The sequence below is a fragment of the Streptomyces sp. NBC_01224 genome (assembly GCF_036002945.1).
Taxonomy (GTDB): domain Bacteria; phylum Actinomycetota; class Actinomycetes; order Streptomycetales; family Streptomycetaceae; genus Streptomyces.
Genome location: NZ_CP108529.1, coordinates 6,288,696 through 6,315,371, shown reverse-complemented (window position 1 = coordinate 6,315,371; position 26,676 = coordinate 6,288,696). Strand labels below are relative to the sequence as shown.

Genomic DNA, 26,676 nt, shown 5'->3' with positions numbered 1-26,676 from the left:
GGTCACACCCCGGACGGGACTTCTGCCTTGGAACCTGCGTCTTCCCCGCCTTCGGCCTCCAGCGCCTTGTTGCGCCGGACGGAGGACCAGAAGGACCAGGCGATCAGCACGACGCCGACGAGACCGGTGATGAGCTCGTTGATCTGGTGCTGGATGGTGACGAGGAGGATGACGGCCAGCGCGCCGATGGCGTAGTGGGCGCCGTGCTCCAGGTAGACGTAGTCGTCGAGGGTGCCCTGACGGACCAGGTAGACCGTGAGCGACCGGACGTACATGGCGCCGATACCGAGGCCGAGGGCCATCAGCACGATGTTGTTGGTGATGGCGAAGGCGCCGATGACACCGTCGAACGAGAAGGACGCGTCGAGCACTTCCAGGTAGAGGAACATGAAGAACGCGGCCTTGCCGGAGAGCACGATCGCGGAGACCTTGCTACCGCTCTTCCTGGCCTCCTCCTCGACCTCGTGCTCCCGCTCCTCCTCTTCCTCCAGCTTGTTCTCGAAGAAGCCGGAGAGACCGCCGACGATCAGGTACGTGATCAGACCCGCGACTCCGGCGAGCAGGACGGTCTCCGCCTTGTCCGCGTGGCCGCCGCCGTGCTGGTGCGCGTTCGTCGCGAAGGTCATGGCCGTGATCAGCAGCACGATCAGCGCGATGCAGACCGACAGCATGTCGACCTTGCCGAGCTTGGCGAGCGGGCGCTCGATCCAGCGCAGCCACTGGATGTCACGGTCCTCGAAAATGAAGTCGAGGAAGATCATCAGCAGGAACATGCCACCGAAGGCGGCAATCGCCGGGTGGGCGTCCGTGACCAGTTCCTGGTAGCGATCGGGCTGGTTGAACGAAAGATCGACCGCTTCGATCGGGCCCAACTTGGCGGTGATGGCCACGATCACGACGGGGAACACCAGCCGCATACCGAAGACCGCGATGAGCACACCGACCGTGAGGAAGATCTTCTGCCAGAAGGCATTCATCTTCTTCAGGATTCCGGCGTTGACCACCGCATTGTCGAAGGACAGCGAGATCTCCAGGACGGAAAGAATCGCGACCACTCCGAAGGCTTCCCACCCCCCGTAGATCACTGCTGCGACCAGGCCGAGCGCGGTAATCGCGAACGACCAGCCGAAGGTTTTCAGAAGCACTGGCTACCCCATCGTGTATGTAACGGGTCTCCCCCGGATGTGTGCGGGGCTCCCCCGCGCCGTGCGCGGCTTTTTACGAAACGTTGACCCCGAAGTCTAGAGCGATGCCGCGCAGTCCCGACGCGTACCCCTGTCCCACCGCACGGAACTTCCACTCGCCGTTGTACCGGTAGAGCTCGCCGAAGATCATCGCGGTTTCCGTCGAGGCGTCCTCGCTGAGGTCGTAACGCGCGAGTTCCTGACCGTCCGCCTGGTTCACCACGCGGATGAACGCATTGCCGACCTGGCCGAAGGTCTGCCCTCGATTGTCCGCCTCATGGATCGAGACCGGAAAAATGATCTTGTCGCAGTGCGCCGGCACCTGAGTGAGATTCACGATGACCGACTCGTCGTCGCCCTCGCCCTCACCCGTGAGGTTGTCACCGGTGTGCTCCACGGAGCCGTCGGGGCTCGTGAGGTTGTTGTAGAAGACGAACCATTCATCGCCGAGCACCCGGCCCGACTGGCACAGCAGCGCGCTGGCGTCGAGATCGAAGTCGGCGCCCGTGGTGGATCGTGCGTCCCAGCCGAGCCCGACCAGCACCTGGGTGAGGTTGGGTGCGGCCTTGGAGAGGGAGACATTGCCTCCCTTGGCGAGCGTGACGCCCATGGTGTGTCCTCCCCGAGTCGATGAACCGTCTGTTGAGCCGTTGAGCCTTGAAGCGTGAGCCGTTCAGCAGCCGGAGCGTGAGCCGCCGAACGGGCTGTTCAGCGCGTCCGGCGCCGCACGGGGTACGGCGCCGGACGGGGTACATGCCGGCGTGGCCCGGGCTGCGCCTCGCGGTTCGGCCCGGTCGCGTCCTGTCAGACGTTGACGCCGAAGTCCTGCGCGATGCCGCGCAGCCCCGAGGCGTAACCCTGACCGATGGCACGGAACTTCCACTCCGCCCCATTGCGGTACAGCTCGCCGAAGACCATGGCGGTCTCCGTCGAGGCGTCCTCGCTCAGGTCATAACGCGCCAGCTCGCTGTTGTCGGCCTGGTTGACCACACGGATGTACGCGTTGCGCACCTGGCCGAAGCTCTGCTGGCGGGTCTCGGCCTCGTAGATCGAGACCGGGAAGACGATCTTGTCGACATCGGCCGGAACGCCGGCCAGGTTCACCTTGATGACCTCGTCGTCGCCCTCGCCCTCACCGGTGAGGTTGTCACCGGTGTGCTCGACGGATCCGTCGGGGCTCTTCAGATTGTTGAAGAAGACGAAGTTGCCGTCGCTGCCGACCTTGCCCTCGGCGTTCGTCAGCAGGGCACTGGCGTCGAGGTCGAAGTCACCACCGGTGGTGGTACGAGCGTCCCAGCCCAGACCGACGATGACCGCCGTCAGGTTGGGCGCGGCCTTGGTCAGCGAGACGTTGCCGCCCTTGCTGAGGCTGACTCCCACGAGTCCTCCCATTGGTTTCCTTGGGGGCCGGCGGACGCCGGCGCCTCCACGTTGCGTTGGCATCCGATCAACGAGTGGATCCTAGTGACCGGTTCCCGGCCAAAGCAGGCTTTTGGCCGGGACGCCCGCAGATCCACCGGTCCCGGATCAGAGCGTGTCGAGCGCCTTGATGTAGTCGTTGAGGTCGCGCGCGTCGGGCAGACCGTTGACGACGGTCCAGCGCACCACGCCCTCCTTGTCGATGATGAAGGTGCCGCGCACCGCGCAGCCCTTCTCCTCGTCGAAGACGCCGTATGCCCGCGAGGTCTCGCCGTGCGGCCAGAAGTCCGAGACCAGCGGGTACTCGAGGCCTTCCTGCTCGGCGAAGACGCGCAGGGTGTGGATGGAGTCGTTGGAGACGGCGAGCAGCTGCGTGTCGTCGTTCTCGAACTTCGGCAGCTCGTCGCGGAGCGCGCAGAGCTCACCCGTGCAGACGCCGGTGAAGGCGAACGGGTAGAACAGCAGCACGACATTCTTCTCGCCGCGGAAGTCGGAGAGCTTCACGGTCCGGCCGTGGTTGTCCTTCAGCTCGAAATCCGGGGCCTGGGTGCCGACCTCGATCGCCATGAAACGCGTCCCTTCGCTACGTTCACCGGGCTGGTCCGTCCGGGTGGCTCCCACCCTACGCAGAGCCCGCAGCAGGCCACGCAGCGCCCGCACGGGGACACCCTGCACCCCAGCCGTACGGACAAGGCGCCCGGCAAGCGCACGAAGAAGGCCCCCGGCGGCTCATGCCGTCGGGGACCTTCAGGGCGAGTGCGTGGCGAATGCGGTTCAGCGCTTGGCTTTGGCCGCCTTCGGTGTGACCAGACGGCTTCCCGTCCAGTCCTTGCCCGCATTGATGCTCTTGGTCTGGGAGAGACCGGCCGTCTGTGCAGCCTCGTTGATGTCGCTCGGTTCGACGTATCCATCACGGCCGGTCTTCGGCGTCATCAGCCAGACCGCACCGCCGTCCTCGATCAGACCAATGGCATCCACCAGCGCGTCCGTAAGGTCGCCGTCCTCGTCACGGAACCACAGCAGGACGACGTCTGCGACGTCGTCGTAGTCCTCATCGACGAGATCCTGGCCGGTAGTGGCCTCAATGCCCTCACGGAGCTCCTGCTCGACGTCGTCGTCGTAGCCGATCTCCTGGACCACTTGTCCGGGCTCGAACCCCAGGCGTGCTGCCGGGTTGGTCCGCTCCTCCGCGTGGTCCGCGGTCGCGCTCACGGGTTGCCTCCTGATCATGTTTCGGAAAATGCTTCAGCCACGCGCGTGCGCGGGGCGTTGGCCGTAGTCCACACGGGAGCGGCGGATCGCGCAAGTACCCAGCGTCCGAGACCGCCTAAACGGTGACGTTCCCTGCCACGTCGCCGCACTGTCGGCCGGTCCCCTACGGGGGTCGACGCTACCGTCACACCCTTTACGTCCTTCCACAGCTTATGCCGTTTCGGTCCGCCATTCGGAGTCGAACATCCTTTGGGAACGCTTGGACGGGTTGGGCGTATGGTTGCAGTTTGGACCAGCCCATCCCCGCGCTACGGACGCGATGTCTCGCAACACGGCGGTTACCCCTCGGTAGAGATGACGTTTGCGCCCCCGCGGTACACGATGGTGATGGCGTACATGCATACATCCCGGGGGCATGTTCTCCCGTAACCAGGTCCCGTAGAGCAGCACCTAATAGCGAAGGAACAGCGTGGCTTCCGGATCCGATCGCAACCCGATCATCATTGGCGGCCTGCCGAGCCAGGTCCCGGACTTCGATCCCGAAGAGACCCAGGAATGGCTCGACTCGCTCGACGCCGCCGTCGACGAGCGAGGCCGTGAGCGGGCCCGTTACCTGATGCTCCGGCTCATCGAGCGTGCGCGCGAGAAGCGCGTCGCCGTACCGGAGATGCGCAGCACGGACTACGTGAACACGATCGCCACGAAGGACGAGCCGTTCTTCCCCGGCGACGAGGAGATCGAGCGCAAGGTCCTCAACGCGACCCGCTGGAACGCGGCCGTGATGGTGTCGCGCGCCCAGCGTCCGGGGATCGGTGTCGGTGGCCACATCGCCACCTTCGCCTCCTCGGCCTCGCTGTACGACGTGGGCTTCAACCACTTCTTCCGGGGCAAGGACGACGGTCTGGGCGGTGACCAGATCTTCTTCCAGGGGCACGCGTCCCCGGGTATCTATGCCCGCGCCTTCCTGCTCGACCGGCTGAGCGAAGCGCAGCTCGACGCCTTCCGCCAGGAGAAGTCGAAGGCGCCGAACGGCCTGTCCAGCTATCCGCACCCGCGGCTGATGCCGGACTTCTGGGAGTTCCCGACCGTCTCGATGGGCCTGGGCCCGCTCGGCGCGATCTACCAGGCCCGGATGAACCGCTACATGGAGGCGCGCGGCATCGCCGACACCTCCCAGTCGCATGTGTGGGCATATCTGGGCGACGGCGAGATGGACGAGCCCGAGTCGCTCGGCCAGCTCTCCATCGCCGCCCGTGAGGGCCTGGACAACCTGACCTTCGTGGTCAACTGCAACCTGCAGCGCCTCGACGGTCCGGTGCGCGGCAACGGCAAGATCATCCAGGAGCTGGAGTCGCAGTTCCGCGGCGCCGGATGGAATGTCATCAAGCTGGTCTGGGACCGTTCCTGGGACCCGCTGCTCGCGCAGGACCGCACGGGCATCCTGGTCAACAAGCTGAACACCACGCCGGACGGTCAGTTCCAGACGTACGCCACCGAGTCCGGTGCGTACATCCGTGAGCACTTCTTCGGGGACGACCCGCGGCTGCGCGACATGGTCAAGGACATGACCGACGACCAGATCCTGCACCTGGGCCGCGGCGGTCACGACCACAAGAAGGTCTACGCCGCCTATGCGGCGGCCAAGGCCCACAAGGGTCAGCCGACGGTGATCCTGGCACAGACGGTCAAGGGCTGGACGCTGGGGCCGAACTTCGAGGGCCGCAACGCGACCCACCAGATGAAGAAGCTCACTGTCGAGGACCTCAAGAGGTTCCGCGACCGGCTGCACATCCCGATCACGGACAAGCAGCTGGACGAGGGCTACCCGCCCTACTACCATCCGGGCCGCGACTCGGAGGAGATCCAGTACATGCACGACCGCCGCAAGGGTCTGGGCGGTTACGTCCCGACCCGTGTGGTGCGCGCGAAGCCGCTGGTTCTCCCCGAGGACAAGACGTACGCGACCGCGAAGAAGGGTTCGGGTCAGCAGTCGATCGCCACGACCATGGCGTTCGTCCGCATCCTGAAGGACCTCATGCGGGACAAGGAGATCGGCAGACGCTTCGTGCTGATCGCGCCCGACGAGTACCGCACCTTCGGCATGGACGCGTTCTTCCCGAGTGCGAAGATCTACAACCCGCTGGGTCAGCAGTACGAGGCGGTGGACCGCGATCTGCTGCTCGCGTACAAGGAGTCGCCGACCGGCCAGATGCTGCACGACGGCATCTCCGAGGCCGGCTGCACGGCCTCGCTGATCGCCGCGGGGTCGGCGTACGCCACGCACGGCGAGCCGCTGATCCCGGTGTACGTCTTCTACTCGATGTTCGGTTTCCAGCGCACCGGCGACCAGTTCTGGCAGATGGCCGACCAGCTCGCGCGCGGCTTCGTGCTGGGTGCGACCGCCGGTCGTACGACTCTGACCGGTGAGGGTCTCCAGCACGCGGACGGCCACTCGCAGCTGCTCGCCTCGACCAACCCGGGCTGTGTCGCGTACGACCCGGCCTTCAGCTACGAGATCGCGCACATCGTCAAGGACGGTTTGCGCAGGATGTACGGCGAGAACAGTGAGGATGTCTTCTACTACCTCACCGTCTACAACGAGCCGATCCAGCACCCGGCCGAGCCCGAGAACGTGGATGTCGAAGGCATCCTCAAGGGCGTGTACCGCTACAAGAGCGCCGAGCGGGGCGAGATCCCGGCCCAGATCATGGCGTCCGGCGTGGCGGTCCCGTGGGCGGTGGAGGCGCAGCGGATCCTCGCCGACGAGTGGAACGTCAGGGCGGACGTCTGGTCGGCGACCTCCTGGAACGAGCTGCGCCGCGAGGCCGTGGACGTGGAGCGGTACAACCTGCTGCACCCGGAGGAGGAGCAGCGCGTCCCGTACGTCACGCGGAAGCTCTCCGGCTCCGAGGGCCCGTTCGTGGCGGTCTCGGACTGGATGCGTTCCGTACCGGACCAGATCGCGCGCTGGGTGCCCGGTGCGTACCAGTCGCTGGGTGCGGACGGCTTCGGCTTCGCCGACACCCGTGGTGCGGCCCGCCGGTTCTTCCACATCGATGCGCAGTCGATCGTCCTCGCGGTGCTCACCGAGCTCGCCAAGGAGGGCCGGATCGACCGTTCGCTGCTGAAGACGGCGATCGACCGGTACGAGCTGCTGGATGTGACCGCGGCCAACCCTGGCGCGGCCGGCGGCGACGCGTAAGCACGACGGACCATGCCCGAAGGGCGGCGGGACCTGCTGGTCCCGCCGCCCTTCGGCGTGTCCGGTCAGTTCTCCCAGACCTTGAAGGCCCTGACCTGGTACGGGGACTGGGGCACCCAGGTGCCGCCGCCCGGATAGGTCTCGAACTCACCCGTCTCGGCGCACTCCGCCGACTGGTACGTGGTGACGGGCCGGCCGGTGCGGTTGGCGAGCGCCTGGACCCTGCTGCCCGCCGGCAGCGGGACACAGCTCTCGATGTCGATCGTGGACAGCTCATGAATCTGCCGGGCGCCGGTGAAGTCCGGCTTCTCCCAGAGACAGAGCTGACCGCTTCCGCAGGCCCCGGGCCGGGCGGGTGCGGAGTGGGCCGCGGCCTGCGGAATCAGGGCGGCGGCGGCCAGGGCGGTGGCGGCCAGAGCGGCGGCAAGAACGGTCGTACGCATGGAAATCGACCCCCGTGGTGGTGCGAATCAGTTGCATGCACCCTGACCTGCGGGGCGACGTCCGGGGAAGGGGCTGGGGGCCACACCACCCGGATAGGCGACAGCCCCGCCGGAACGGTCCGGCGGGGCTGTTGTACGCACTGTGTTGACGCCTCGGGGGCATTGCGACGAGCGATCAGATGTGACCCGCGCCCGCGCCCGCCTCGGCGTTCGCACCGCGCTTGGTGAGCGTGGCGACCAGCGCGGCGACCGCCGCGACGATGCCGGCCACCATGAACGCCGTGCTCATACCCGACACGAACGTGTCATGGGCGACACCCGCGATCTTCGCCGCGACCTCCGGCGGAGTGTTGCCGTCCATCGGCGGTACGCCGACCTCGACGGCCGAGGACGCGGTGTCCAGCTGCTCCGGCGTAAGGGACGGAAGCTTCGCGGCCGTCCAGTTGTCGGCCAGCTTCGAGTCGACCTGGGAGGCCATGACCGCGCCCAGCACCGCCGTGCCGAGGCTGCCGCCGACCTGCATGGCGGCCTGCTGCAGACCGCCCGCGACACCCGAGAGCTCCATCGGGGCGTTGCCGACGATGACCTCGGTGGCGCCCACCATCACCGGGGCGAGGCCGAGGCCGAGCAGACCGAACCAGATCGACATGGTCAATGTGCCGGTGCCGATGGTCAGCTGCGACATGCCGAACATGGCGACCGCCGTGCACACCATGCCGCCGACCAGCGGGACCCGCGGGCCGAACTTGGTGATCATGGCGCCCGCGAGCGGCGAGGCGACGATCATCATTCCGGTCAGCGGCAGCAGGTGCAGACCGCTGTCGACGGGGCTCAGACCGTGCACGTTCTGGAGGTAGAAGGTGACGAAGAACAGCCCGCCCATGAAGGCGAAGGCCATCAGCACCATCAGTACCGCGCCCGCGGACAGCGGCACGGACCGGAACATCGCCAGCGGGATCAGCGGCTCCCTGACGTTCTTCTGGGAGAAGGCGAAGACCACGAACAGGGCCACGGCGGCGCCCAGGAAGCCGAGCGTCTTGTAGTCGCCCCAGCCCCACTCGGCGCCCTTGATGAGCGCCCAGATCAGGCAGAACATCGCCTGCGACAGCAGCACGATGCCGCCGATGTCGAAGGAGCGCGGCGCGTTCTCGGCGCGGTGGTCCTTGAGGATCACCAGGCCCAGCAGGAGCGCGATCACACCGACCGGCACATTGATGAAGAAGACCGACTGCCAGCTGACGTGCTCGACGAGCACACCGCCGAGGATCGGGCCACCCGCGGTGGAGGCGCCGATCACCATGCCCCAGATGCCGATCGCCATGTTCAGCTTCTCGGCTGGGAAGGTGGCGCGCAGCAGGCCGAGCGCGGCGGGCATCAGCAGGGCGCCGAAGAGGCCCTGGAGCACCCGGAACACGATCACCAGTGCGACGCTGTCGGAGAGGCCGATGGCCCCCGATGCCGCGGCGAAGCCGACGACGCCTATGAGGAAGGTCTGGCGGTGGCCGAACCGGTCACCGAGCTTGCCCGCGGTGATCAGGGAGACCGCGAGGGCGAGCATGTAGCCGTTGGTGATCCACTGGACGTCGGCGAGCGAGGCGCCCAGGTCCTGCTGGATGGCGGGGTTGGCGATCGCGACGATCGTGCCGTCGAGCGCGACCATCATCACGCCGATGGCCACGGAGAAGAGCGTCAGCCAGGGGTGGCCGCGCAACCCCTTGGCAGGTGCGGGCACGGCGGTGTCCTGAGGCTCCCGCGACGCCTTTTCGACGGTGGTCTGACTAGTCATGCCCGGGAGATTAGTGTCAGCCGCTGACAGTTGACAAACCATTTCACAAGCCAGTAACTGTCACGTAGCTCACAGGTACGCTGAGCTGGACAAAGCAGGGAAAAGAGGACCACTTCAGTGACCGATGGGCAGCGGGCCGCGCATCCGACCGGGCTGCGCGAACGGAAGAAGCGACGCACCCGGGACGCCCTGCTGCACGCCGCCCTCGATCTTTTCACCGGCCAGGGGTACGAGGAGACCACCGTCGACGAGATCGTCGACGCCGTCGAGGTCTCCCAGCGCACCTTCTTCCGCTACTTCGCCAGCAAGGAGGAGGCCGCCTTCGCCATCCAGGAGATGGTGGAGTCGCACTTCCTCTCGGAGCTGCGCCGGCGTCCCGCCGCGGAAGCGCCGTTCGAGGCAATGCGCAGCGCGGTCCTCTGCGCCTGGAACAGTATCGGTGAGGCGATCGAGGCGGTCATCACGGTCGAACTCCATATGCGCACGTACCGGATGATCGAGTCGACGCCGTCGCTGCTCGCCGCCCACCTGCGACGCAGCATGGATCTGGAGAACCAGATCGCGCTGCTGATCGCCGAGCGCGAGGGGCTCGACGTGAGGACGGACCCCCGGCCGAGGGTCGCCGTGGCCGCGTTCTGCGGGGTGATGCGGGTGACCGGGCAGCTCTGGGGGCAGGGGCGGGACACCAGCCTGGACTCGTTGCGCGCACTGACCGAGGTGTACCTGGACCAGCTCGGACCGGCACTGGCCGGGAACTGGCGGGCGGGGGCCGGCGCCGGGCTCGGGTAGCGACATGGAAACTCCGTCCGATGTGCTGCACGCCTCACTGCCGCGGCATGACCGACTTCACAACCACCGTGCCCCGATGGTCATATGCGACGCTCCGGGGGCATTCCGCGCGCCCGAGTGTGCGCGCCGCACCAACACAGCGTGAAATGAACCGCCTTGAATTCCCGACAGCCGAGTGATGTGTGTCACCCTCTACACGGCTGCCGTCGCTCGTCTCCTAATGTGGGCCGCAGTGACTTCCTTCGACTCCTCCCCCACGCTCACCGCATGGCGCGCGCTGCTCGCCGTCGCGGTTGTGTTCGTGATGCTGGCGACCACTGGCTGGACCGCCGTACGTCACCCACACTCCGACGAGCCACGCACCGTCGCACTCGCCTCCTGGGCACGGGGCCACGTGGCGGGTCGTGCGCTGCCGGACGCCGACGCGGCGCCGCACCGCCTGGCGCAGTTCTTCGCCACGCTCACGGCCGCTCAGCGCACCGGTCTTGCCGACAAGTACCCCTTGGTCGTGGGCAATCTGAACGGCGCCCCGGTCACCCTGCGCTACCACGCCAACCGGCTGGCCCTGGTGCAGGCGCGAACGGTCGAGCGGCAGCGCATGCATGACGCCAGGCTCTCCCCCGACGGCCGCGCCGAGGCGCTCCGCCGGATGAACCGCTTCCAGTCGATGCTCGCCGAGGGACGGCACATCCTCGCCTTCGACCCGTCCGGAAAGGGCCGAGCGGCAGAGGTGTTCGGTGATCTCGACCGGGCCGAACGGGTCTCCGTGATCGTCCCCGGCGTCGACACCAACCTGCTGACGCTGGAGCGGTCCGCCCCCAGAGTGAATGCCGCACCGGTCGGTATGGCGAAGTCGCTGTACGCGGCGGAGCGCGCCGCGCGCCCCGGCACCCGTACCGCCGTCATCGCCTGGGCCGACTACACCACGCCCGCCGGAATCGGTATGGACGCGGCCCTGGGGAACCTCGCCGTGCGCGGGGCGGTGCGGCTGAACGCGCTGGTGGGCGCGCTGCCCGGGGACGCCCCGGTCTCGCTGTTCTGCCACAGCTACGGCTCGGTGCTGTGCGGTGTCGCCGCACATGAACTGCCCTCCAGGGTGGCCGACATCGCGGTCGCGGGCAGCCCCGGCATGCGGGTGGAGAACGCGAGGCAGCTGCACACCGGGGCCAGGGTGTGGGCGATGCGGGACCACGACGACTGGATCGAGGACGTACCGAACCTGGAGCTGGGCGGTCTCGGGCACGGTGCCGATCCGGTCGCCCCGGGCTTCGGCGCACGCATCGTCTCGGCGGGCGGCGCGGTCGGGCACAGCGGCTATTTCGAGCCGGGCACCGAGAGCCTCAGCAACTTCGCCTCAATCGGCGTGGGGGCCTACAGCTCGGTCAGCTGTGCGAACTCCGACAGCGCCTGCCACGACGGAGTCACCGGCAGCCAGGAAACCTGACGGGCACAGCGAGCCGTGATCGGCCGCATATCGGGACTTACGCCGAGGGGGGACGTGCGGGCAAGTGCCGCATACGATGAGGCACATGGGTGATGTGCTGGCCGGAATTCATGCCACCTGGGAGTTCGACACCGACTGCGTGCTCATCCGCTTCGAACGGGGAATACGCACGCCGAAGCTCTTCCAGAGCCTGCGTGAGCGCCGCGTCCCGCACGCGGCGCTGTCATCGGTGACGCTGACCCCGGGGAAGCGGGGCACGGTGGTCCTGCACGCGGTACCGAGGCCCGGTGCCGACCCGTTGCTGGAGGCTGCGGCCGGGCAGCTGAAGGACGGATGCGATCCGTACCGGCTGGTGCTCCCCGCCGAGCGCGAAACGCTCGCCGAGTACTACGCGGACGAACTGCGCGCCCTGCTCGGTCCCGACGCCGCGGAGCCCGCCGACCGGTTCCTGGTCGCGGCCCCCGAGGCGCCGATGCAGTTCAAGGCGTACGACGGCCGGGCCGGCTTCGACGGGGACCGGGTCTCCTTCCGGTGGTTCTGGACGGGCGCCTCCACGGCGAAGTGGAAGGCCGGCGACCAGACGTTCCCGGTGACGGAGCTGAGCGGCGTCGAATGGCGCTCGCCGGAGGCCTTCGACGGCTATCTGCGGCTGGTGCCGAGAGGCCAGGAAGGTACGGCTCCGGGACCGGGCCCGGGTACCGGCTTCGGCATGGGTACGGAGCCGGGTACGAGGATCGGTTCAGGCACGGTGCAGAGCGCACAGCCGTTGGCCCCCCGCCCCGCCCGGGCCGACCAGGACCCGGCTGCCGTGGTCTTCGGCCTCGGCTACGGCCCGGTGCACGAGTCGCTGCCGTTCGCCGCGGCCGTACTGGAATCCGTACGCAGGAAGCAGCCGGCTCCCGCCCTGCCGGCCGCCGTACCGGCAGGCGTGGGGCGGCGCGATCCCGCGGACATCGCGGAGCGGATCCGGCACCTCGGGGAACTGCACCGGGTGGGCCTGGTGACGGACGACGAGTTCAGTGCGAAGAAGGCCCAGCTGCTCGCCGAGCTGTAGGGGTGCGGCACCGGATGTCCGGTGTCCGGCTCGCCGGTAGTACTCCCGTACGAGATGCGCGGCGGTGGACCGGAACCCCGGTATGACGCCATCGGGCCGGTCCATGCCTACGCTGATCAGGCCATGTCCACTTCCCCGCCGCACGGGCCGCCCCCGCCGCCCGTCACCGACGGCCTGGTGAGCGCCGCCCGACGCAATCTGCGCGAGCTCGCCCACGGGCTGTCCCACCCGTCCCGTCCCGCGACACCACTCCTGGCGAACGCGCCGAAGCTGTGGCAGCGGCTGCTGCCGTACGTCGTCGTCCTCGCCCTCGTCGCCACCTTCGTCCCGGTCACGATCAATGTCCTGACCGAGGGCTACGGCGTGAACGGAGGACTGGCGGGAGCCCTGGCCGTCGCGCAGGCGGCGCCGCTCCTGATGCTGGCGCACCGGCCGCTGCAGGCCTGGTGGATCATCTTCCCCGCCGACATCCTGGGTGCGGCCGCGCTGCTCGGGTATCCGGTCGGCACGTTCGACATCTGGCCGTGGCCCCCGCCCACCCTGGTCGGCTATCTCTTCGTGCTGCTCGCGCTGGCCCTGCGCGAGACCCGGCGGACCCTGATCTCGGTCTGGGTGGCGACGGGTGCGGCGAGCCTGGTCCTGCACCTGATCGCGCCGGAGCGCAGCAACGGCAGCGCGCTGCTGCTCGTGATCCTCGGCGCGGTGGTCCTGGTGATCGGCGCGGCACTGCGGGAACGGGGCGACGCCCAGCGTCGGCTCGCCGAGCAGGAGACCATCAGCGAGGCCGAGCGGGCGCAGCGGACGCTGCTGGAGGAGCGCACCAGGATCGCCCGTGAACTGCACGACGTGGTCGCGCACCACATGTCCGTGATCACGGTCCAGGCCGACTCCGCGCCCTACCGGATCAGCGGGCTGCCCGAGGAGGCGCGCGAGGAGTTCGGGGCGATCGCGGCGAGCGCGCGGGAGTCCCTCGCGGAGATGCGGCGGCTGCTGACGGTACTGCGCAGCGAGGGTACGGAGGGCGAGCGGGCGCCGCAGCCGGGGCTCGACCGGGTGCAGCAGCTGGTGGAGGCAACGGTACGGGCGGGGCTGCCGGCCGAGCTGTCGCTGGCCGCCGATCTGCCGGACGTACCGCAGGCGGTGGATCTGTCGGCGTACCGGATCGTGCAGGAGGCCCTGGCGAACGTGGTCCGGCACGCGCCGGGAGCGCGGACCCGGGTGTCGATCACGTCCGACGGCGAGCACCTGACCGTGCTGGTGGTCAACGACCGGGCGGAGCAGCCCGGTTCGCCGCTGGAGACGACGGGGACCGGGCACGGCCTGGTCGGCATGCGGGAACGCGTACGGTTGACGGGCGGCACGCTGGACACCGGACCGCTGCCCGACGGCGGCTTCCGGGTGGCGGCGCGGCTGCCTCTCACCCCCCTTCCGCCCCCGACCTCGGAGGACTCTTGACCATCCGCGTGATCATCGTCGACGACCAGGCCATGGTGCGGGCGGGGTTCGCGGCACTGCTCTCGGCACAGAGCGACATCGATGTGGTCGGTGAGGCGCCGGACGGGCGCCAGGGCGTCGACGTCAGCCGGAGGGTCCACCCGGACGTGGTCCTGATGGATGTCCGGATGCCCGAGATGGACGGCCTGGCGGCGGCCCGCGAGCTGCTGAACCCGCCCGTGGGGGTGGTGCACCTGCCCAAGGTGCTGATGCTCACCACGTTCGACGTGGACGACTACGTGTACGAGGCGCTGCGCGCCGGGGCGTCCGGCTTCCTGCTGAAGGACGCGCCCCCGGCGGACCTGATCTCGGCGGTACGGGTGGTAGCGGCGGGCGAGGCGCTGCTGGCACCGTCGGTGACCCGGCGCCTGATCGCGGACTTCGCCCGGCAGGGGCCGTCCGGAGCCGCCCGGAGCGGGCAGGCGCTGCGGCTGAACGGGCTGACTCCACGCGAGAAGGAAGTGCTGGAGCTGATCGCGCGGGGGCTGTCCAACCAGGAGATCGCGGGGCGGCTGGTGCTGGCCGAACAGACGGTGAAGACGCACATCGGACGGGTGCTGGCCAAGCTGGACCTGCGGGATCGCGCGCAGGCGGTGATCTTCGCGTACGAGGCGGGAGTGGTGGTACCGGGAGAGCAGTAGGGGGTCTCCCCCCGCCCGCCTCTCCGGCAGTCCCCCCGTACACCCCCTACCCGGGTATCAACCCGCACTTGGCTCCTGGGTGCGACGCCCCCGCACCCACCCTCTTCCTACCTTCCTCTCCGTCGCGCCGAACGGCGTGCGGGAGCCGGATCAGCCGGAGAGGGAGGGACGGGATGCGCCGTTACGCAAGGACTCTGGTCGCGGTCGCGCTGGCGACCACCGTGGTGGCGGGAACGGCCGGCTGGGCGTCCGGGAGTGCGCAGCAGGCCCTGACCGGGCCACCTCCCGACACCGCGGCCTGGCGCTCGGATCAGGTGCTGGGGCGGGAACTGCCCGACCCTGAGCGGACCACCCCCGCCGAAGTGAGCCGGTTCTTCCGGGGGTTGACCGCCACGCAGCAACAGGCCCTGGTCGTACGGCATCCACTCGTCGTCGGCAATCTGGACGGTGTACCCGTCGAGCTGCGCTACCGGGCCAACGCCCGCTCCCTGCGGGCCAGTCATGACCCCAGGTACAGCCATCTCGCCGGAGCGCGACACCGCCAGATCCTCGCCTTCGATCCGCGCGGACGCGGACAGGTCGCCGAGGTCTTCGGGGACTTGAGCACCGCAGGCCATGTGGCGGTCGTGGTACCGGGTTCGGACATCGACGCCGGAACCTTCGACCGTACGAGCGATGTGTACGGCACTCCAACCGGCATGGCGAAGGCCCTGCACGCGGAGACCGGTCGCGGCAGCGCCGTCGTCGCCTGGGCCGGGTACACCACTCCCGTCGGCATCGGCATCGACGCCGCGACGGGCTCGCTCGCCGAGGCGGGAGCCGGCCGGCTGACCCGGTTCGCGGACGGGCTGGCCGCCGACGGCGTGCCCGCGCCCGCCGTGTTCTGCCACAGCTACGGCTCCGTCGTGTGCGGACTCGCCGCACCCCGGCTGCGCGCCGCTGACCTGGTCGTCCTCGGCTCGCCCGGGATGCGCGCCGACGACGTCGCGGATCTGCACACCACCGCCCGGGTCTGGGCCGCCAAGGACGCCACGGACTGGATCGACAACGTGCCGAACGTCGAGGTGGCCGGCCTCGGCCACGGCCCCGATCCGACCGGCCCGGAGTTCGGCGCACGCCGCGTGCCGGCCCACGACGCCCACGGGCACACCGGCTACTTCGCCCCCGGCACGGACTCGCTCCGCGCCTTCGCCTCGATCACGGAGGGGGAAGCCCGATGAGCCTCACCGCCCTCGCCGAGCGCATCGACGCGCGTACGCCCGCCCATCGCGACCGCGCGATCGACGGCCTGCGCGCCCTCGCCCTGCTCGCCGTCCCCACCGGCCACTGGCTGCTCGGCGGCTTCCGCCTCGACAGCGGCGGCGCGCTGCACAACACCAGCCCGCTGTCCACGTTCGGCGGCCTCGCCCCGGTGAGCTGGGTGCTTCAGATGCTGGGCATCTTCTTCCTGGTCGGCGGGTACGCCTCCGTCCTCTCCTACCACCGCAGGAAATCCACCACCGGCGCCTGGCTGCGCGGACGCGTCGCCCGCCTGGGGAGGCCGGTGCTCGGGGTGACCGCTGTCTGGGCGGCGATGATCCCGGTGCTGAGCGCGCTCGGCGTGCCCGGCGACACCCTGCGGACCGGGTCGACGCTGGTGATCCAGCCGCTGTGGTTCGTCGGGGTGTACACGGTGGTCACGGCGCTCACCCCGTACTGCGTCAAGGTCGCGCGGAAGCTGGGCGGCTGGGCCGCCGTGCCGCTGCTCGGTTCGGTCGCCGTCGTCGACTTCCTGCGTTACGGGCCGTTCGCCGACGCCGTGCCGTCCTGGCTGAGCGTGCTGAACATCCTTCCGGGCTGGCTCTTCGCGTACCAGCTCGGTGTCTCCTGGGGCGAGGGCCGCATAGGCAGGCGCGGCGCCCGCATCCTGCTCGTCGGCGGGAGCGTCCTGTTCGCCGCGCTGCTGCTCGCCTTCCACTACCCGGCGTCGATGGTCGGCGTACCGGGCGAGGCGCGGACGAACTCGCATCCGCCGTCGTTGCTGGTCCTGGCGCTGGCCGCCGCGCAGAGCGGTGCGGCGATCCTGCTGCGCGACCGGATCGGCCGGTTCCTGCGCAGGCCGCTGGTGTGGGCACCGGTCGTCGTCATCAACCTGTCCGCGATGACGATCCTGTGCTGGCACCAGACGGCGATGCTGGCCGCGGCGGTCCCGGCATCGTTCGCCGGTGCGGTGCCAGGGCTGACGACCGGGCCCGACACGATCGGCTGGATCCTGGCCCGGGTGGCGTGGATGCCGGTGTTCGCGGGGCTGCTGGTGCTGATCGCCCGGTATGCGCGCCGGTTCGAGGCCCCGTGGCAGACCGGTACGCGTGCGGCGAACGCCCGCCGGGCGGCGGCGGGCCTGCTGGCGACGGGGTTCGCGATGTACGCGCTGGGGCTGGCGTAGGGCGGGAAAAGCCGGCCCTCCCGGCAACACCCAGCCCGCCCGGCGTCCGAGGACATCCTCTGGCCCAGCCCGGCAAAACCCAGCCCGCCCGGCGATTGAGGGCATCTTTAAGCCCGTCCGGCGCCTGAGGACACAACGATCGCCGGGCACCCCGGCCCGGCACCCGGGCCGGAACGACTACTCGCGCGCCGCGGAGGTGGAGCTCATGTCCGGGTACCGGTCCCCCGCCACCTGCCCCGCGATCGGCTCCAGCAACGCCAGCTCCTCCGCGGTCAGCGTGAGCCGGGTGGCGGCCACGTTCTCCAGCAGTCGGCTGCTCTTGCGCGTGCCCGGGATCGGCACCACCGTCAGACCGTGCACCTGGGCCCGCTGCTGCACCCAGGCGAGCGCCACCTGCGCGGCCGACGCCCCGTGCGCCGCCGCGATCTTGTGGACGGGCTCCAGCAGGGCGGCATTCGTCTTCGCGTTGTCGCCCGTGAAGCGGGGCTGGTACTGGCGGAAGTCGCCCTTGGACAGGTCCTTGGCGGCATCGGCGAACGCCCCGGTCAAAAAGCCGCGGCCGAGCGGTGAGTACGGCACGAAGGTCACCCCGAGCTCGACTGCGGCGGGCACGGCGCTGCGCTCCACGTCGCGGCTGAAGAGCGACCACTCGGACTGCAGGGCGGCGATCGGATGCACGGCGTACGCCTCGCGCAGCTCCGCGCCGGTCACCTCGCTCAGCCCGAGCTGCTTGACCTTGCCCTGCTGGACCAGCTCGGCCATCGCGCCGACGGACTCGGCCAGCGGGACGGCCGGGTCACGGCGGTGCATGTAGTACAGGTCGATGACATCGGTGTTCAGCCGGCGCAGGCTGTCCTCGACGGCCTGCCGGATGTACGCGGGGTCGTTGCGCACGCCCCGGTACTGCGGGTCATCGGTCCGCTCTATGGCGAACTTCGTGGCGAGGGTGATCTCGCCCCGGTGCGCCCCGACGAACGGCGCCAGGAACTCCTCGTTGGCGCCGCGACCGTACACATCTGCGGTGTCGAAGAGGGTGACGCCCGCCGCCAGCGCCGTCTCCAGCGTCTCGCGGGCGGCGGACTCGTCGGTGTCCCCGTAGAACTCGCTCATGCCCATGCAGCCGAGTCCCTGCACGCCGACCTGCGGGCCGCCGTTTCCGAGCTCCACGGTGGTGATCTTGTTGTCAGTCATCAGGCACAAGGCCTTTCCGGCGCCCGTCGGGCACTCGCATAGAAGTCGATCTTGTGGTCGAGGACGGCGAGGGTGTCCTGGAGCTCCGCGATCCGCGTCTTCACGTCGCGGCGGGTCGCCTCCAGCAGCTCCTGCCGTTCCTCGAAGGTGTGCTCGCCCTCGCGCAGCAGCTCCGCGTACCGCACCATGTCGGCGACCGGCATTCCGGTCAGCCGCAGCTTGCCGACGAAGGCCAGCCAGTCCAGGTCACGGTTGGTGAAGCGGCGCTGGCCGGTGTGCGAACGGTCCACGTGCGGCATCAGCCCGATCCGCTCGTACCAGCGCAGGGTGTGCGCGGTGAGCCCGGTGAAGGCGACGACCTCACTGATGGTGTAGCGATCCTGCCCTTCGGGACGCGGATGCGCCCGCGGGGCCGAGGCGCAGACGTCCACCTTCACGGAAGTGCTCTCCATCACCGTCATGCCCTCCACGCTAGAACCTTGGAGTGCACTCTAAGCAAGCGCGAACGGTGACGGGTTTCGGCGACGGCCGGGCCACCCCCTCCGAGCCGTGCAGGACGGCCCTTTAGGCTCATATGTATGCAGAGCCTGGCGATGATCGAGAACTGGCCCGTCCCCACCGCGGCAGCCGCTGTCGTACGAGCGGACGGCACCGTCGTCGGCACGCACGGCCCGACCGCGCACCGTTTCCCGCTCGCCTCCGTCACCAAGCCGATCGCGGCCTACGCGGCGCTCGTGGCATACGAGGAGGGTGCGGTCGAGCTCGACGAGCCGGCCGGACCCGAGGGCTCCACCGTCCGGCACCTGCTCGCGCACACCAGCGGGCTCGCCTTCGACGAGCACCGAGTGACAGCCGCCCCCGGCACCCGGCGGCTCTACTCCAACGCGGGCTTCGAGGTCCTCGGCGACCACATCGCCAAGGCCACCGACATCCCGTTCCCGGAGTACGTGCGCCAGGCGGTGCTGGAGCCGCTGGGGATGACGGCGACGACGGTGGACGGCTCGCCCGCCAAGGACGGTGTCTCGACCGTCGACGATCTCGTGCGGTTCGCGGCGGAGATACAGGCGCCGCGGCTGCTCGACCCGCGTACGGTGCTCGCCGCGCAGACCGTCGTCCACCCCGGCCTGAAGGGTGTGCTGCCGGGCTACGGCCACCAGAACCCCAACGACTGGGGGCTCGGCTTCGAGATCCGGGGCCACAAGTCGCCGCACTGGACGGGCAGTTCCTCGTCCCCGGCGACGTTCGGGCACTTCGGGCAGTCCGGAACGTTCCTGTGGATCGACCCGGTCGCGGGCGCGGCCTGCGTCGCACTGACCGACCGGGCCTTCGGCCCGTGGGCGGTGGAGGTGTGGCCGGCGTTCACGGACGCGGTGCTCGCAGAGCTCCGCTCCGGCCACTGAAAGAAGTCACCCGTCGGCCGCTTTCGTGGCCAGACACTCGAACCACACCGTCTTGCCACGGCCGTCGCGGCGCGGCTCCACGCCCCAGCGGTCGGTGACGGTGTCGACGAGGACCAGCCCTCTCCCGCCCTCGTCGAGCACATCACCCGTGACCGCGCGGGGAAGTTCCGGGGAGGCATCCGCCACCTCGACGCGCACACCCTCGGCCGGGAGCAGGAAGATGAGCGTCCGGCAACGGCGGCCGGGGACGTGCCGTACGACATTGGCGATCAGCTCGGTGAGCGCCAACTCGGCCGCATCGACCACGTCGAGGAGCCCCCAGACGGTGAGGCAAAGGCGCAGGATGCGGCGCAGATGCCGGGCCGAGTGCTCGCCCATCGCGAAGTCGGCATGGTAGGTCGCCTCCACCGCATCTCCAGCGCTCGGATCAATTACGTGATTCATGTCACCAGCGTGCAGTGGGTTGATTACGCTCGGCTACGTACGGAAACGAACGTCGTGCGGCGTTGAACGCCGGAGGTGCCCCCCACCGTGGCCAACATCCAGACTCTCGATCCCAGCGCTTCCCCGTTGGACTACTACGGCTGGGAGCTGCGCCGCCAGAGAGAGGCCCACAACCTCAAACAGGGGCAGCTCGGCGACATCATCTTCTGCACCGGCTCCCTGATCGGACAGATCGAGACGACGAAGAAGATCCCCACCCGCGACTTCTCCGAACGGGTGGACGCGGCACTCGGCACGAGCGGCGTGTTCTCGCGCCTCGTCGGCCTGGTCCTGCGCAGCCAGCTGCCGACCTGGTTCCAGCCGTACGCGGACATGGAGGCCCGCGCGGCATACATCTCCACGTACCAGGCACAGTTGGTGTACGGGCTGTTGCAGACGGAGGAGTACGCGCGGGCACTACTCGGTGTCGATCACCCCAACAAGGTTGACGAGATGGTGGCGGCCCGCCTGGACCGCCAGCGGATTCTGAAGCGCGAGAATCCGCCCGTCTTGTCGATCATCCTGAGCGAAGCCGCATTGCTTCAAGAGGTTGGCGGACGTGGCGTCATGCGGGCGCAACTGACACGTCTGTTGGACTTCCGCGACGACCCCTGGGTGCAGATCCAGGTGCTTCCGTTCTCCGTCGGCCAGCACACGGGAATGATGGGGTCGTTCACTCTGCTCAGGTTCGAGGACGACCCCGACCTGTTCTATGTGGATAGCTACGAGGGCCACATGACCGCCAATTCCCAGGTGATCAAGGAACGTTCGGTCGGCTACGCTCGCTTGCAAGCCACAGCCCTCTCCCCCGAGGACTCGGCGACACTGATCGCTCGTGTGATGGAGGAACGCTATGGAGACCATGACCACGCATGACCTGACCGGAGCACGGTGGCGGAAGTCGTCGTACAGCGGCACCAACGGCGGCGAATGCGTCGAGGTGGTCGACGGCCTCCCCCGCGCCGTCCCCGTCCGCGACAGCAAGAACCCGGACGGCCCCGTCCTGACCGTCGGGGCCGACGCCTGGCAGCACTTCGTCGACGGACTCTGCTGAACCGCCTCGCGGAGCCCTCGCGGGGTCGGTCCGCAAGCACCGGTCCCGGAAGCACCATGACCTCGCCCAGAAGTGGAAACGCCAATCCCTGCGACTGCGAAGTCCTCGCCCCGTGCACGGGGCGAGGACTTCGCGGCAAGAGCCCTGATCGACCGTCCGGCCATCAAGACCGGGCAGTGCTCAGCGCGCTCGACAGCAGGTGTCGCGGCATGTCCCACCAGACGGTGATGCCGTTCCCAGTACGGGGCACTGGGAAATCATCGGCCTCGCTCTTCCAGCGCTCCATCGGCGGTGAGGCGCAGCGTTCCGATCAACGCCTTGTCACATCCTGCCCTCGCCTCTCTCAGGGTGACGGTGCGGGATTCGTCCAATTCCGGTGCGTCCTGCGGTCCGGACAGCCGGAGTCGCACCTCCTGCCGCCGCTCGTCGAACCCGTCCGGCAGGCGCAGCGACACGCGCACCGTGTCGCCGTAGACCCGGGGCGCTCCGGTCTCGCAGCGTGCCCCCACACACAACCGGTACGAGGAGCCGTCATCGTAGGGCAACTCATCCACCTGCCAGGTCACAGAGACAGAGGGAATGGCGTCGATCATCTCGCACGCTTCAGGGTCTTTCCCGCAAGCAGTCAGCGTCCACAGAGCCATGCCGATCGCGCCGACCGCGAGGAGCGGCCGCCTCACCACTTCTTCACCAACCCGGGCAGCGCGTCCTCGGCCAGCCTGATGTCGGTGAAGATGATCTCGCAGTCGTAGTCGGTGAGGTCCGAGCAGTCCTTGTCGTCGTTCCAGCCATCGCCGTTTCCGTCGGAACCAATGCCCCAGCCGGCGCAGAGCCCTCCGGAAACCACGCCCTTGGCGTAGACGTGCCCGCTGCTGAGGACGGTGTAGATCGGCCCCCCGGAGTCGCCGGGATAGTTGCAGGTTCCAGAGTTCTTCTTGGCTCTGGTGGCGTTCTTGATGACCGTGCCGTCGCCGTACTTGATGTTCAGCTTGCCACTGGTGACCTTCCAGCCGCAGATTTCGCCGGTAGTGGAACCGCCGCTGCAGAACTTCTCGCCCGCTTTCGAGCGAGTCGTCCAGCGGTTCACTACCCGTCGCGTCGAGGTGCCCTGCGGTCCACCCTTGTAGATGCGGGCGGACACGCTGTACTTGTTGTCGTACACCTTGCCGGTCACCAGGTCCCCCGAGTAATAGGACTTCCCGGCAATCTTGACCGAGCCCTTGCTGTTGTTCCAGTTGTCGTGGGCGACACCGGCGAAGGTCAGTTCGGGGTTCCAGCTGTCCATCCACCCGTTCGCGGTGGTGCAGTGCCCCGCGCTGAGCATGTACGGGTGGCCCTCATGGGTCCACGGGAAGGCGGTCGTGCATCGCGCGGTCCAGAAGGTGCCGTCCGCCGAGGGACGTACCGCTTGATAGGCCGCCCCGCCCTTGAACGGGCTGACATCGCTGTAACGGCTCGCAGCGGTCTGCAGCGCCCTCACCCCGGGAGCGAGCTGAATCGCGATGCTGTCCGGGCCGTAGCGCCTGCCCAGTGCGTCCGCGAGCGTGACGTCGTTTTCCGGGACTTCCACGACGACTCTGTTCGTCTCGGCGTCGACGCCGGCTGTGGCCAGTGTCGACGCGCCGGACAGCTCACTGTCCGTCAGGAGCAGCACTTCGTCGGCGATGGACTGAAGTTCGGACTGGCTGTGGTCGACTTCCTTGGACACCGGGACAATTGTCCTGTCCTGGGTCGCCACTGGGTCGGCGATGCCATCTTCGTCAGTCGGAGCGGTGTCGTCGGTGTCCGGGTCACCTGCGACACTGCCGTCGTCATTGCCCTGGTCCACGGGGATGCCGGTGAGCACGATGTCCTTCGTGGCCTCGCTCTTCGCACTGGTATCGGTGACCGGCAACATGATCTTGCGGGTCTCCTGATCAAGGTACGGCGGTGCGAAGGTATCCGGGTCCGCCTCGGCACGCTGTTCCGCGACGTCCAGGGCGTACGACTCGGCCGTGTCGGGTTCGAGACTGTCGGCCGCGGTCGGCTGGGTGAGCACGTCGACCCGGTTGAGAATGACGGTCACCGGTTCCGAAGGGGCAGGAGCGTCCGGTCCGTCGAAGCGTGCCCGCAACTGGATCTCGCCGTCGGTGGCGAGTCGGCTGCTGTCCCAGACCAAGCCGGACAGCTCACCGCCGGTGATGGTGGCCGGCCAGCTGACGGTCCCGCCGGAGACTGTTGTCATGTCGGCGGCCGGAACATCCGTCCAGGTCTCCGTATCGGAGCGGCGGTATTGGAGAGTGGCACCGGTCAGGTCGCCGGGACCCGCGATCGCCAGCGGCACCTTGTATCCGACCTCCTCGCCGGGCAGCGGGGAGACGATGCCCGCCGTACCGACGTGGAAGGTGTATGTGGCGGCAGCGGACGCGTTGCCGGCCTTGTCGACCGCGACTGCGGTAAGGCGGTGGCTGCCCTCATCCGCAATGGTCAGTCGCAAGGTCGTGGTGGCCCCAGTGGCGGCAAGGGGGGACTCGGGCCCGTCGTCGAGCCGATAACGCAGCGAACGCAGCCCAGCGTCCTCGGAGGTCAGCTGGAAGGTGCCGCTGTCGCCCGCATCACCGGCCCAGCCGTCGCCGGGGAAGTCCGCTGACGTCACCGTGGGCGCGGCGGGTGCGGTGGTGTCGATGGTGAACCGGTAGTGCGCCACCGGCCCCCAGCCCCCCTCCGAGTCGACCGCGCGAACGTGCAAGTACCAGGTGCCCTCACCCTTGGTGGCGGTATACGAAGCCTCGGTCCCGTCACTTACCGTGTCGGGTACGGTGTCGGAAGAGGAGTCGACCAAGTAGCTGTACCCGGCGGCGTTCCCGGCTGTCTCCCAGACACCGGTGAAGGAGATGTTCCGGTAGGCGCCCGACTGGTCCGGGTGGCTGGACGAGGTGATCGCGGGGCGCAGCGCGATCCCCGCGTCGACCTGGAAAGGAAAGTGGGCAGCGGTTGTCGACCAGTTTCCGGCCCGGTCCTTGGTCCGCACGTGGAGATACCAGGTGCCGTCGGAGGCGACAACCGTGCTGTATGAGGTGTCCGACTGCACGGCGCCGGTCGTGGTGGGAATCGTGGTCGAACTGCGGTCGACGCTCACCGAGTACCCGGCAGCGCCGGAGCCGTCGGCGGGTGCGGTCCAGGAGAAGGCCGCGGCTCGACTCGCGTACACCGCTGTGTTCAACGGGTGGGTGGACGAGGCGATGGTGGGGCTTCGGGGCGCGGTGGTGTCCACGTGGAACGCGAAGTGTCGGGTGGCGGACCAGAGACCGGCCGCGTTGCGGGCGGCAGCGTGCACATACCAGGTGCCGTCCACACGGTCGGCCGCCGTGACGGTGGTGGAGGTTTGAGTCACCTCGGTTCCCGCGGCAGTCACCGGATTCTGGTCGATCTTGACGGCATAGCCCGTGATGGCGCTCGTATCACTGGCGCTGAGGCTGCCGGTGAAGTCGTTCACCGCATACCAGGATGTCTGCGAGGCATGGCTGCCGCTGCTGATCGTCGGAGCCGCTGGAGCACTTGAGTCGACGGTGAGTGTGCGCCAGGCGGACCATGACTTGGACCAGTTGCTCGAGTCGTACGCGCGCGAGCGCCATTTGTAGACCCCTGAGGGCAGAGTGGGAGAAGTCCAGCTGGCGATGGCCGCCGGTGCGAGGTACGCCGTGTTGCCAGTGGTCCTGCGGGCGCTCAGGTCCGCTTCCCAGACCTCGAAGGTGTGCCGCAGCTCGTCGAGATCGTCATCATTCGAACGGGCCCGCAGGGTGGGCGTGGCATCGCTGGTCACCGTACCGTTGAACGGCAGAACCGCCGCAGGGGTGCTCGGGTAGGAATCGTAGGTGACGCTCAGGTGCGGCTCGGTGGCCTCGTCCTTGCCGGAGACATAGTTGGCAGAGCGGTAGCGTCGCCAGGTGAGCGAATCGTTCTCGTCCACGCCGCGCACCTGCACACCTTGGTTCTCCGCACCGTCGGCCCACGCCTGGACGACAGCATCGATATCGAAGTCGACGGTGCCCGGCGGGCAGTCACTGGAATACCCCTTCGCGGCGGCACTGGTCACCGCGCCGGTGGTGGTCGTCTCCGGTTGGTCGCCCCATGTGACAGCCGAAGAAGTCCAGGCGGAGGTGATCCGGCGGATCTGTGTGCCCGAGCCCTTGGTGGAACAGGTTGATGACCACGTCGAGTAGAGGGACAGGTTGGTATCGATGATGTGCTTGCCCTTCAGGGCCGACACATCGAACTTCAGGTACGAGCGTGCCTGAATGCCTCCGCCGTTGTACGTGCCCGACTTCAGCTCGGGCGAGGAGATCTGGGAGTCGGGGTAGTTGGTGGCGACCCAGGTGTCCGTGGTCACTGCGAGCGTGGAGGTGGGGTCAACGGTCACCGGGTATTCGGCAGTGGCGAGAAACCCTGGGTCCGGGGTGAGAACCAGAGTCTGCTTGCCGTCCGCGCGCTCTTCGATCTCGGTGTCGACAGGAACCTGCCGCTCCGGCTCGCCCGAGGCGCTGTGGCGGCTGGAGTCCCACATCATCGGTGCGGGTGCCTCGGCAACGAGTCGGCCGTCAGAGTCCTTGAGAAGCAGGTGTCCAGAATCCGCCTGTGAGAGACGCAGTCCGTCCGTCAGAACCGGTATCCGGTAGATGACCGGCTCAGTCGGGACCTGCTTGAGCACCACGTTCTGGGTAAAGCCGTCGGACAACGCGGTAACCGTCAGGGTCTCGCCCTGCCCCACCTGGTACGAAGCGGTGTCGCCTTTCACCGCGGGCACGGGCAGCGATTCCTCCCAGCCAAGCCCGAAGGAGCGTTCCCCGTGGGTGACCACGGCAAGCCGAGTGTCGTCGCCGTCCGAGACGTCGATGTCGGTGCTGGTCGTCCGAGGCGTCAGACTGGAGCCACTGTCGAAAAGAGTGGTGTCGATATCACGCCAAGTTCCGCTTTCCTTCACGCGAACCGGTGCGACGTACGCCTCGGCCGTGAGTGATCCGTCAGGGTTGGCCCAGACTGCGGCGGTCTCGGTGCGCTTCGACACTATCTCGATACGACGCCCCTGCGCCTGGGCGAGGAGCCGCGCCTCGGATTCACTGCCGGCCTCGGCGGGCCCGAGGTCCGGGGCGAGCTGAGTCAGCGGTGGCTCATCTCCGGAGTCGGCCTTCGCGCCCTGGTCGGCAACCGCGGCGAAACCCCCCGTCAAGGCGAGCACCAGCACGGCCGCTGCCGTTCTCTTCCCGCTTGTCACCCATGGTCTTCGCCTGCTTCTCGATGCTTGCGACAACATCGCGCTTCCCTTCTCGACCGTGCCCGATTTGATCAAATCAGTGGGCCGATTATCCGGCGCGATCTCTATTGGATCAAGGAACCAGCACTCCAACTGTGCTGGAAGGCAAGACATTTGAGGCCCTACTTCGCACGGGCAGTCTCCGGAAATCGCCAACGGCATCGC

At 68.4% G+C, this 26,676-nt stretch carries 23 protein-coding genes; 11 read left to right on the top strand and 12 right to left on the bottom strand.

Annotation, left to right across the window (positions count from 1 at the left end; translation table 11 throughout):
- Positions 1-2 precede the first annotated feature (2 nt).
- From OG609_RS28390 to OG609_RS28370, 5 genes are all read right to left on the bottom strand, one after another.
- Positions 3-1,145: a DUF475 domain-containing protein gene (locus OG609_RS28390; RefSeq protein WP_327275416.1), complete on the bottom strand. Its 1,143-nt coding sequence runs from the start codon at positions 1,143-1,145 to the stop codon at positions 3-5.
- Between the two features lie 73 nt (positions 1,146-1,218).
- Entirely contained in the window at positions 1,219-1,794 is a 576-nt protein-coding gene (locus tag OG609_RS28385) for a TerD family protein (RefSeq protein ID WP_093895496.1), read from the bottom strand.
- A 194-nt stretch (positions 1,795-1,988) separates the two neighbouring features.
- The gene (locus OG609_RS28380) at positions 1,989-2,564 is read right to left on the bottom strand and encodes a TerD family protein (RefSeq protein WP_072483704.1); all 576 of its coding nucleotides are present in this window, start codon (positions 2,562-2,564) and stop codon (positions 1,989-1,991) included.
- 147 nt (positions 2,565-2,711) lie between these two features.
- A complete protein-coding gene (locus OG609_RS28375; protein ID WP_093895495.1) occupies positions 2,712-3,170 on the bottom strand; it encodes a peroxiredoxin in 459 nt (152 codons plus the stop codon).
- Positions 3,171-3,377: 207 nt separating this feature from the next.
- Complete coding sequence (locus tag OG609_RS28370; protein ID WP_114244351.1) at positions 3,378-3,815, bottom strand: DUF3052 domain-containing protein; 438 nt, start codon at positions 3,813-3,815, stop codon at positions 3,378-3,380.
- 469 nt (positions 3,816-4,284) lie between these two features.
- Here OG609_RS28370 and aceE point away from each other — a divergent pair, with 469 nt between their 5' ends.
- A complete protein-coding gene (aceE, locus tag OG609_RS28365; RefSeq protein WP_327275415.1) occupies positions 4,285-7,017 on the top strand; it encodes a pyruvate dehydrogenase (acetyl-transferring), homodimeric type in 2,733 nt (910 codons plus the stop codon).
- 65 nt (positions 7,018-7,082) lie between these two features.
- On the opposite strand, the gene OG609_RS28360 is transcribed toward aceE, so the two are convergent.
- The gene (locus OG609_RS28360; RefSeq protein ID WP_327275414.1) at positions 7,083-7,460 is read right to left on the bottom strand and encodes a peptidase inhibitor family I36 protein; all 378 of its coding nucleotides are present in this window, start codon (positions 7,458-7,460) and stop codon (positions 7,083-7,085) included.
- Between the two features lie 175 nt (positions 7,461-7,635).
- A complete protein-coding gene (locus OG609_RS28355) occupies positions 7,636-9,246 on the bottom strand; it encodes an MFS transporter (protein WP_327275413.1) in 1,611 nt (536 codons plus the stop codon).
- 117 nt (positions 9,247-9,363) lie between these two features.
- Here OG609_RS28355 and OG609_RS28350 point away from each other — a divergent pair, with 117 nt between their 5' ends.
- From OG609_RS28350 to OG609_RS28320, 7 genes are all read left to right on the top strand, one after another.
- Positions 9,364-10,035: a TetR family transcriptional regulator gene (locus OG609_RS28350; protein WP_327275412.1), complete on the top strand. Its 672-nt coding sequence runs from the start codon at positions 9,364-9,366 to the stop codon at positions 10,033-10,035.
- 232 nt (positions 10,036-10,267) lie between these two features.
- Positions 10,268-11,479 carry an alpha/beta hydrolase gene (locus tag OG609_RS28345; RefSeq protein ID WP_327275411.1) on the top strand — a complete coding sequence of 404 codons (1,212 nt, stop codon included), beginning with the start codon at positions 10,268-10,270 and terminating at the stop codon, positions 11,477-11,479.
- Between the two features lie 85 nt (positions 11,480-11,564).
- Positions 11,565-12,533: a DUF4429 domain-containing protein gene (locus OG609_RS28340; protein ID WP_327275410.1), complete on the top strand. Its 969-nt coding sequence runs from the start codon at positions 11,565-11,567 to the stop codon at positions 12,531-12,533.
- Positions 12,534-12,656: 123 nt separating this feature from the next.
- Positions 12,657-13,988: a sensor histidine kinase gene (locus tag OG609_RS28335; protein ID WP_327275409.1), complete on the top strand. Its 1,332-nt coding sequence runs from the start codon at positions 12,657-12,659 to the stop codon at positions 13,986-13,988.
- Complete coding sequence (locus OG609_RS28330; RefSeq protein WP_327275408.1) at positions 13,985-14,668, top strand: response regulator transcription factor; 684 nt, start codon at positions 13,985-13,987, stop codon at positions 14,666-14,668. Before OG609_RS28335 ends, OG609_RS28330 begins: the two co-directional genes overlap by 4 nt.
- Positions 14,669-14,841: 173 nt before the next feature.
- The gene (locus tag OG609_RS28325; protein WP_327275407.1) at positions 14,842-15,888 is read left to right on the top strand and encodes an alpha/beta hydrolase; all 1,047 of its coding nucleotides are present in this window, start codon (positions 14,842-14,844) and stop codon (positions 15,886-15,888) included.
- Positions 15,885-17,093, top strand: coding sequence for an acyltransferase family protein (locus OG609_RS28320; RefSeq protein ID WP_327275406.1), 1,209 nt, complete (start codon positions 15,885-15,887; stop codon positions 17,091-17,093). The genes OG609_RS28325 and OG609_RS28320 overlap by 4 nt, the downstream gene beginning before the upstream one ends.
- 177 nt (positions 17,094-17,270) lie before the next feature.
- On the opposite strand, the gene OG609_RS28315 is transcribed toward OG609_RS28320, so the two are convergent.
- Both OG609_RS28315 and OG609_RS28310 read right to left on the bottom strand, forming a co-directional pair.
- The gene (locus OG609_RS28315; protein WP_327275405.1) at positions 17,271-18,284 is read right to left on the bottom strand and encodes an aldo/keto reductase; all 1,014 of its coding nucleotides are present in this window, start codon (positions 18,282-18,284) and stop codon (positions 17,271-17,273) included.
- A complete protein-coding gene (locus tag OG609_RS28310) occupies positions 18,284-18,745 on the bottom strand; it encodes a MerR family transcriptional regulator (protein ID WP_093895482.1) in 462 nt (153 codons plus the stop codon). The genes OG609_RS28315 and OG609_RS28310 overlap by 1 nt, the downstream gene beginning before the upstream one ends.
- Before the next feature lie 117 nt (positions 18,746-18,862).
- Here OG609_RS28310 and OG609_RS28305 point away from each other — a divergent pair, with 117 nt between their 5' ends.
- Positions 18,863-19,684, top strand: coding sequence for a serine hydrolase domain-containing protein (locus OG609_RS28305; RefSeq protein ID WP_327275404.1), 822 nt, complete (start codon positions 18,863-18,865; stop codon positions 19,682-19,684).
- Between the two features lie 6 nt (positions 19,685-19,690).
- On the opposite strand, the gene OG609_RS28300 is transcribed toward OG609_RS28305, so the two are convergent.
- Positions 19,691-20,128 carry an ATP-binding protein gene (locus tag OG609_RS28300; protein WP_327275403.1) on the bottom strand — a complete coding sequence of 146 codons (438 nt, stop codon included), beginning with the start codon at positions 20,126-20,128 and terminating at the stop codon, positions 19,691-19,693.
- An 87-nt stretch (positions 20,129-20,215) separates the two neighbouring features.
- Here OG609_RS28300 and OG609_RS28295 point away from each other — a divergent pair, with 87 nt between their 5' ends.
- Together OG609_RS28295 and OG609_RS28290 are read left to right on the top strand one after the other, a co-directional pair.
- The gene (locus OG609_RS28295; RefSeq protein ID WP_327275402.1) at positions 20,216-21,043 is read left to right on the top strand and encodes a helix-turn-helix domain-containing protein; all 828 of its coding nucleotides are present in this window, start codon (positions 20,216-20,218) and stop codon (positions 21,041-21,043) included.
- Complete coding sequence (locus tag OG609_RS28290; RefSeq protein ID WP_327275401.1) at positions 21,030-21,221, top strand: DUF397 domain-containing protein; 192 nt, start codon at positions 21,030-21,032, stop codon at positions 21,219-21,221. The genes OG609_RS28295 and OG609_RS28290 overlap by 14 nt, the downstream gene beginning before the upstream one ends.
- Before the next feature lie 257 nt (positions 21,222-21,478).
- Here OG609_RS28290 and OG609_RS28285 read toward each other — a convergent pair whose 3' ends face one another.
- Both OG609_RS28285 and OG609_RS28280 read right to left on the bottom strand, forming a co-directional pair.
- On the bottom strand, positions 21,479-21,901 hold the full coding sequence (locus OG609_RS28285; protein ID WP_327275400.1) for a hypothetical protein: 423 nt from the start codon (positions 21,899-21,901) through the stop codon (positions 21,479-21,481).
- The gene (locus tag OG609_RS28280) at positions 21,898-26,472 is read right to left on the bottom strand and encodes a DNRLRE domain-containing protein (RefSeq protein ID WP_327275399.1); all 4,575 of its coding nucleotides are present in this window, start codon (positions 26,470-26,472) and stop codon (positions 21,898-21,900) included. Before OG609_RS28280 ends, OG609_RS28285 begins: the two co-directional genes overlap by 4 nt.
- Between the last annotated feature and the right edge of the window lie 204 nt (positions 26,473-26,676).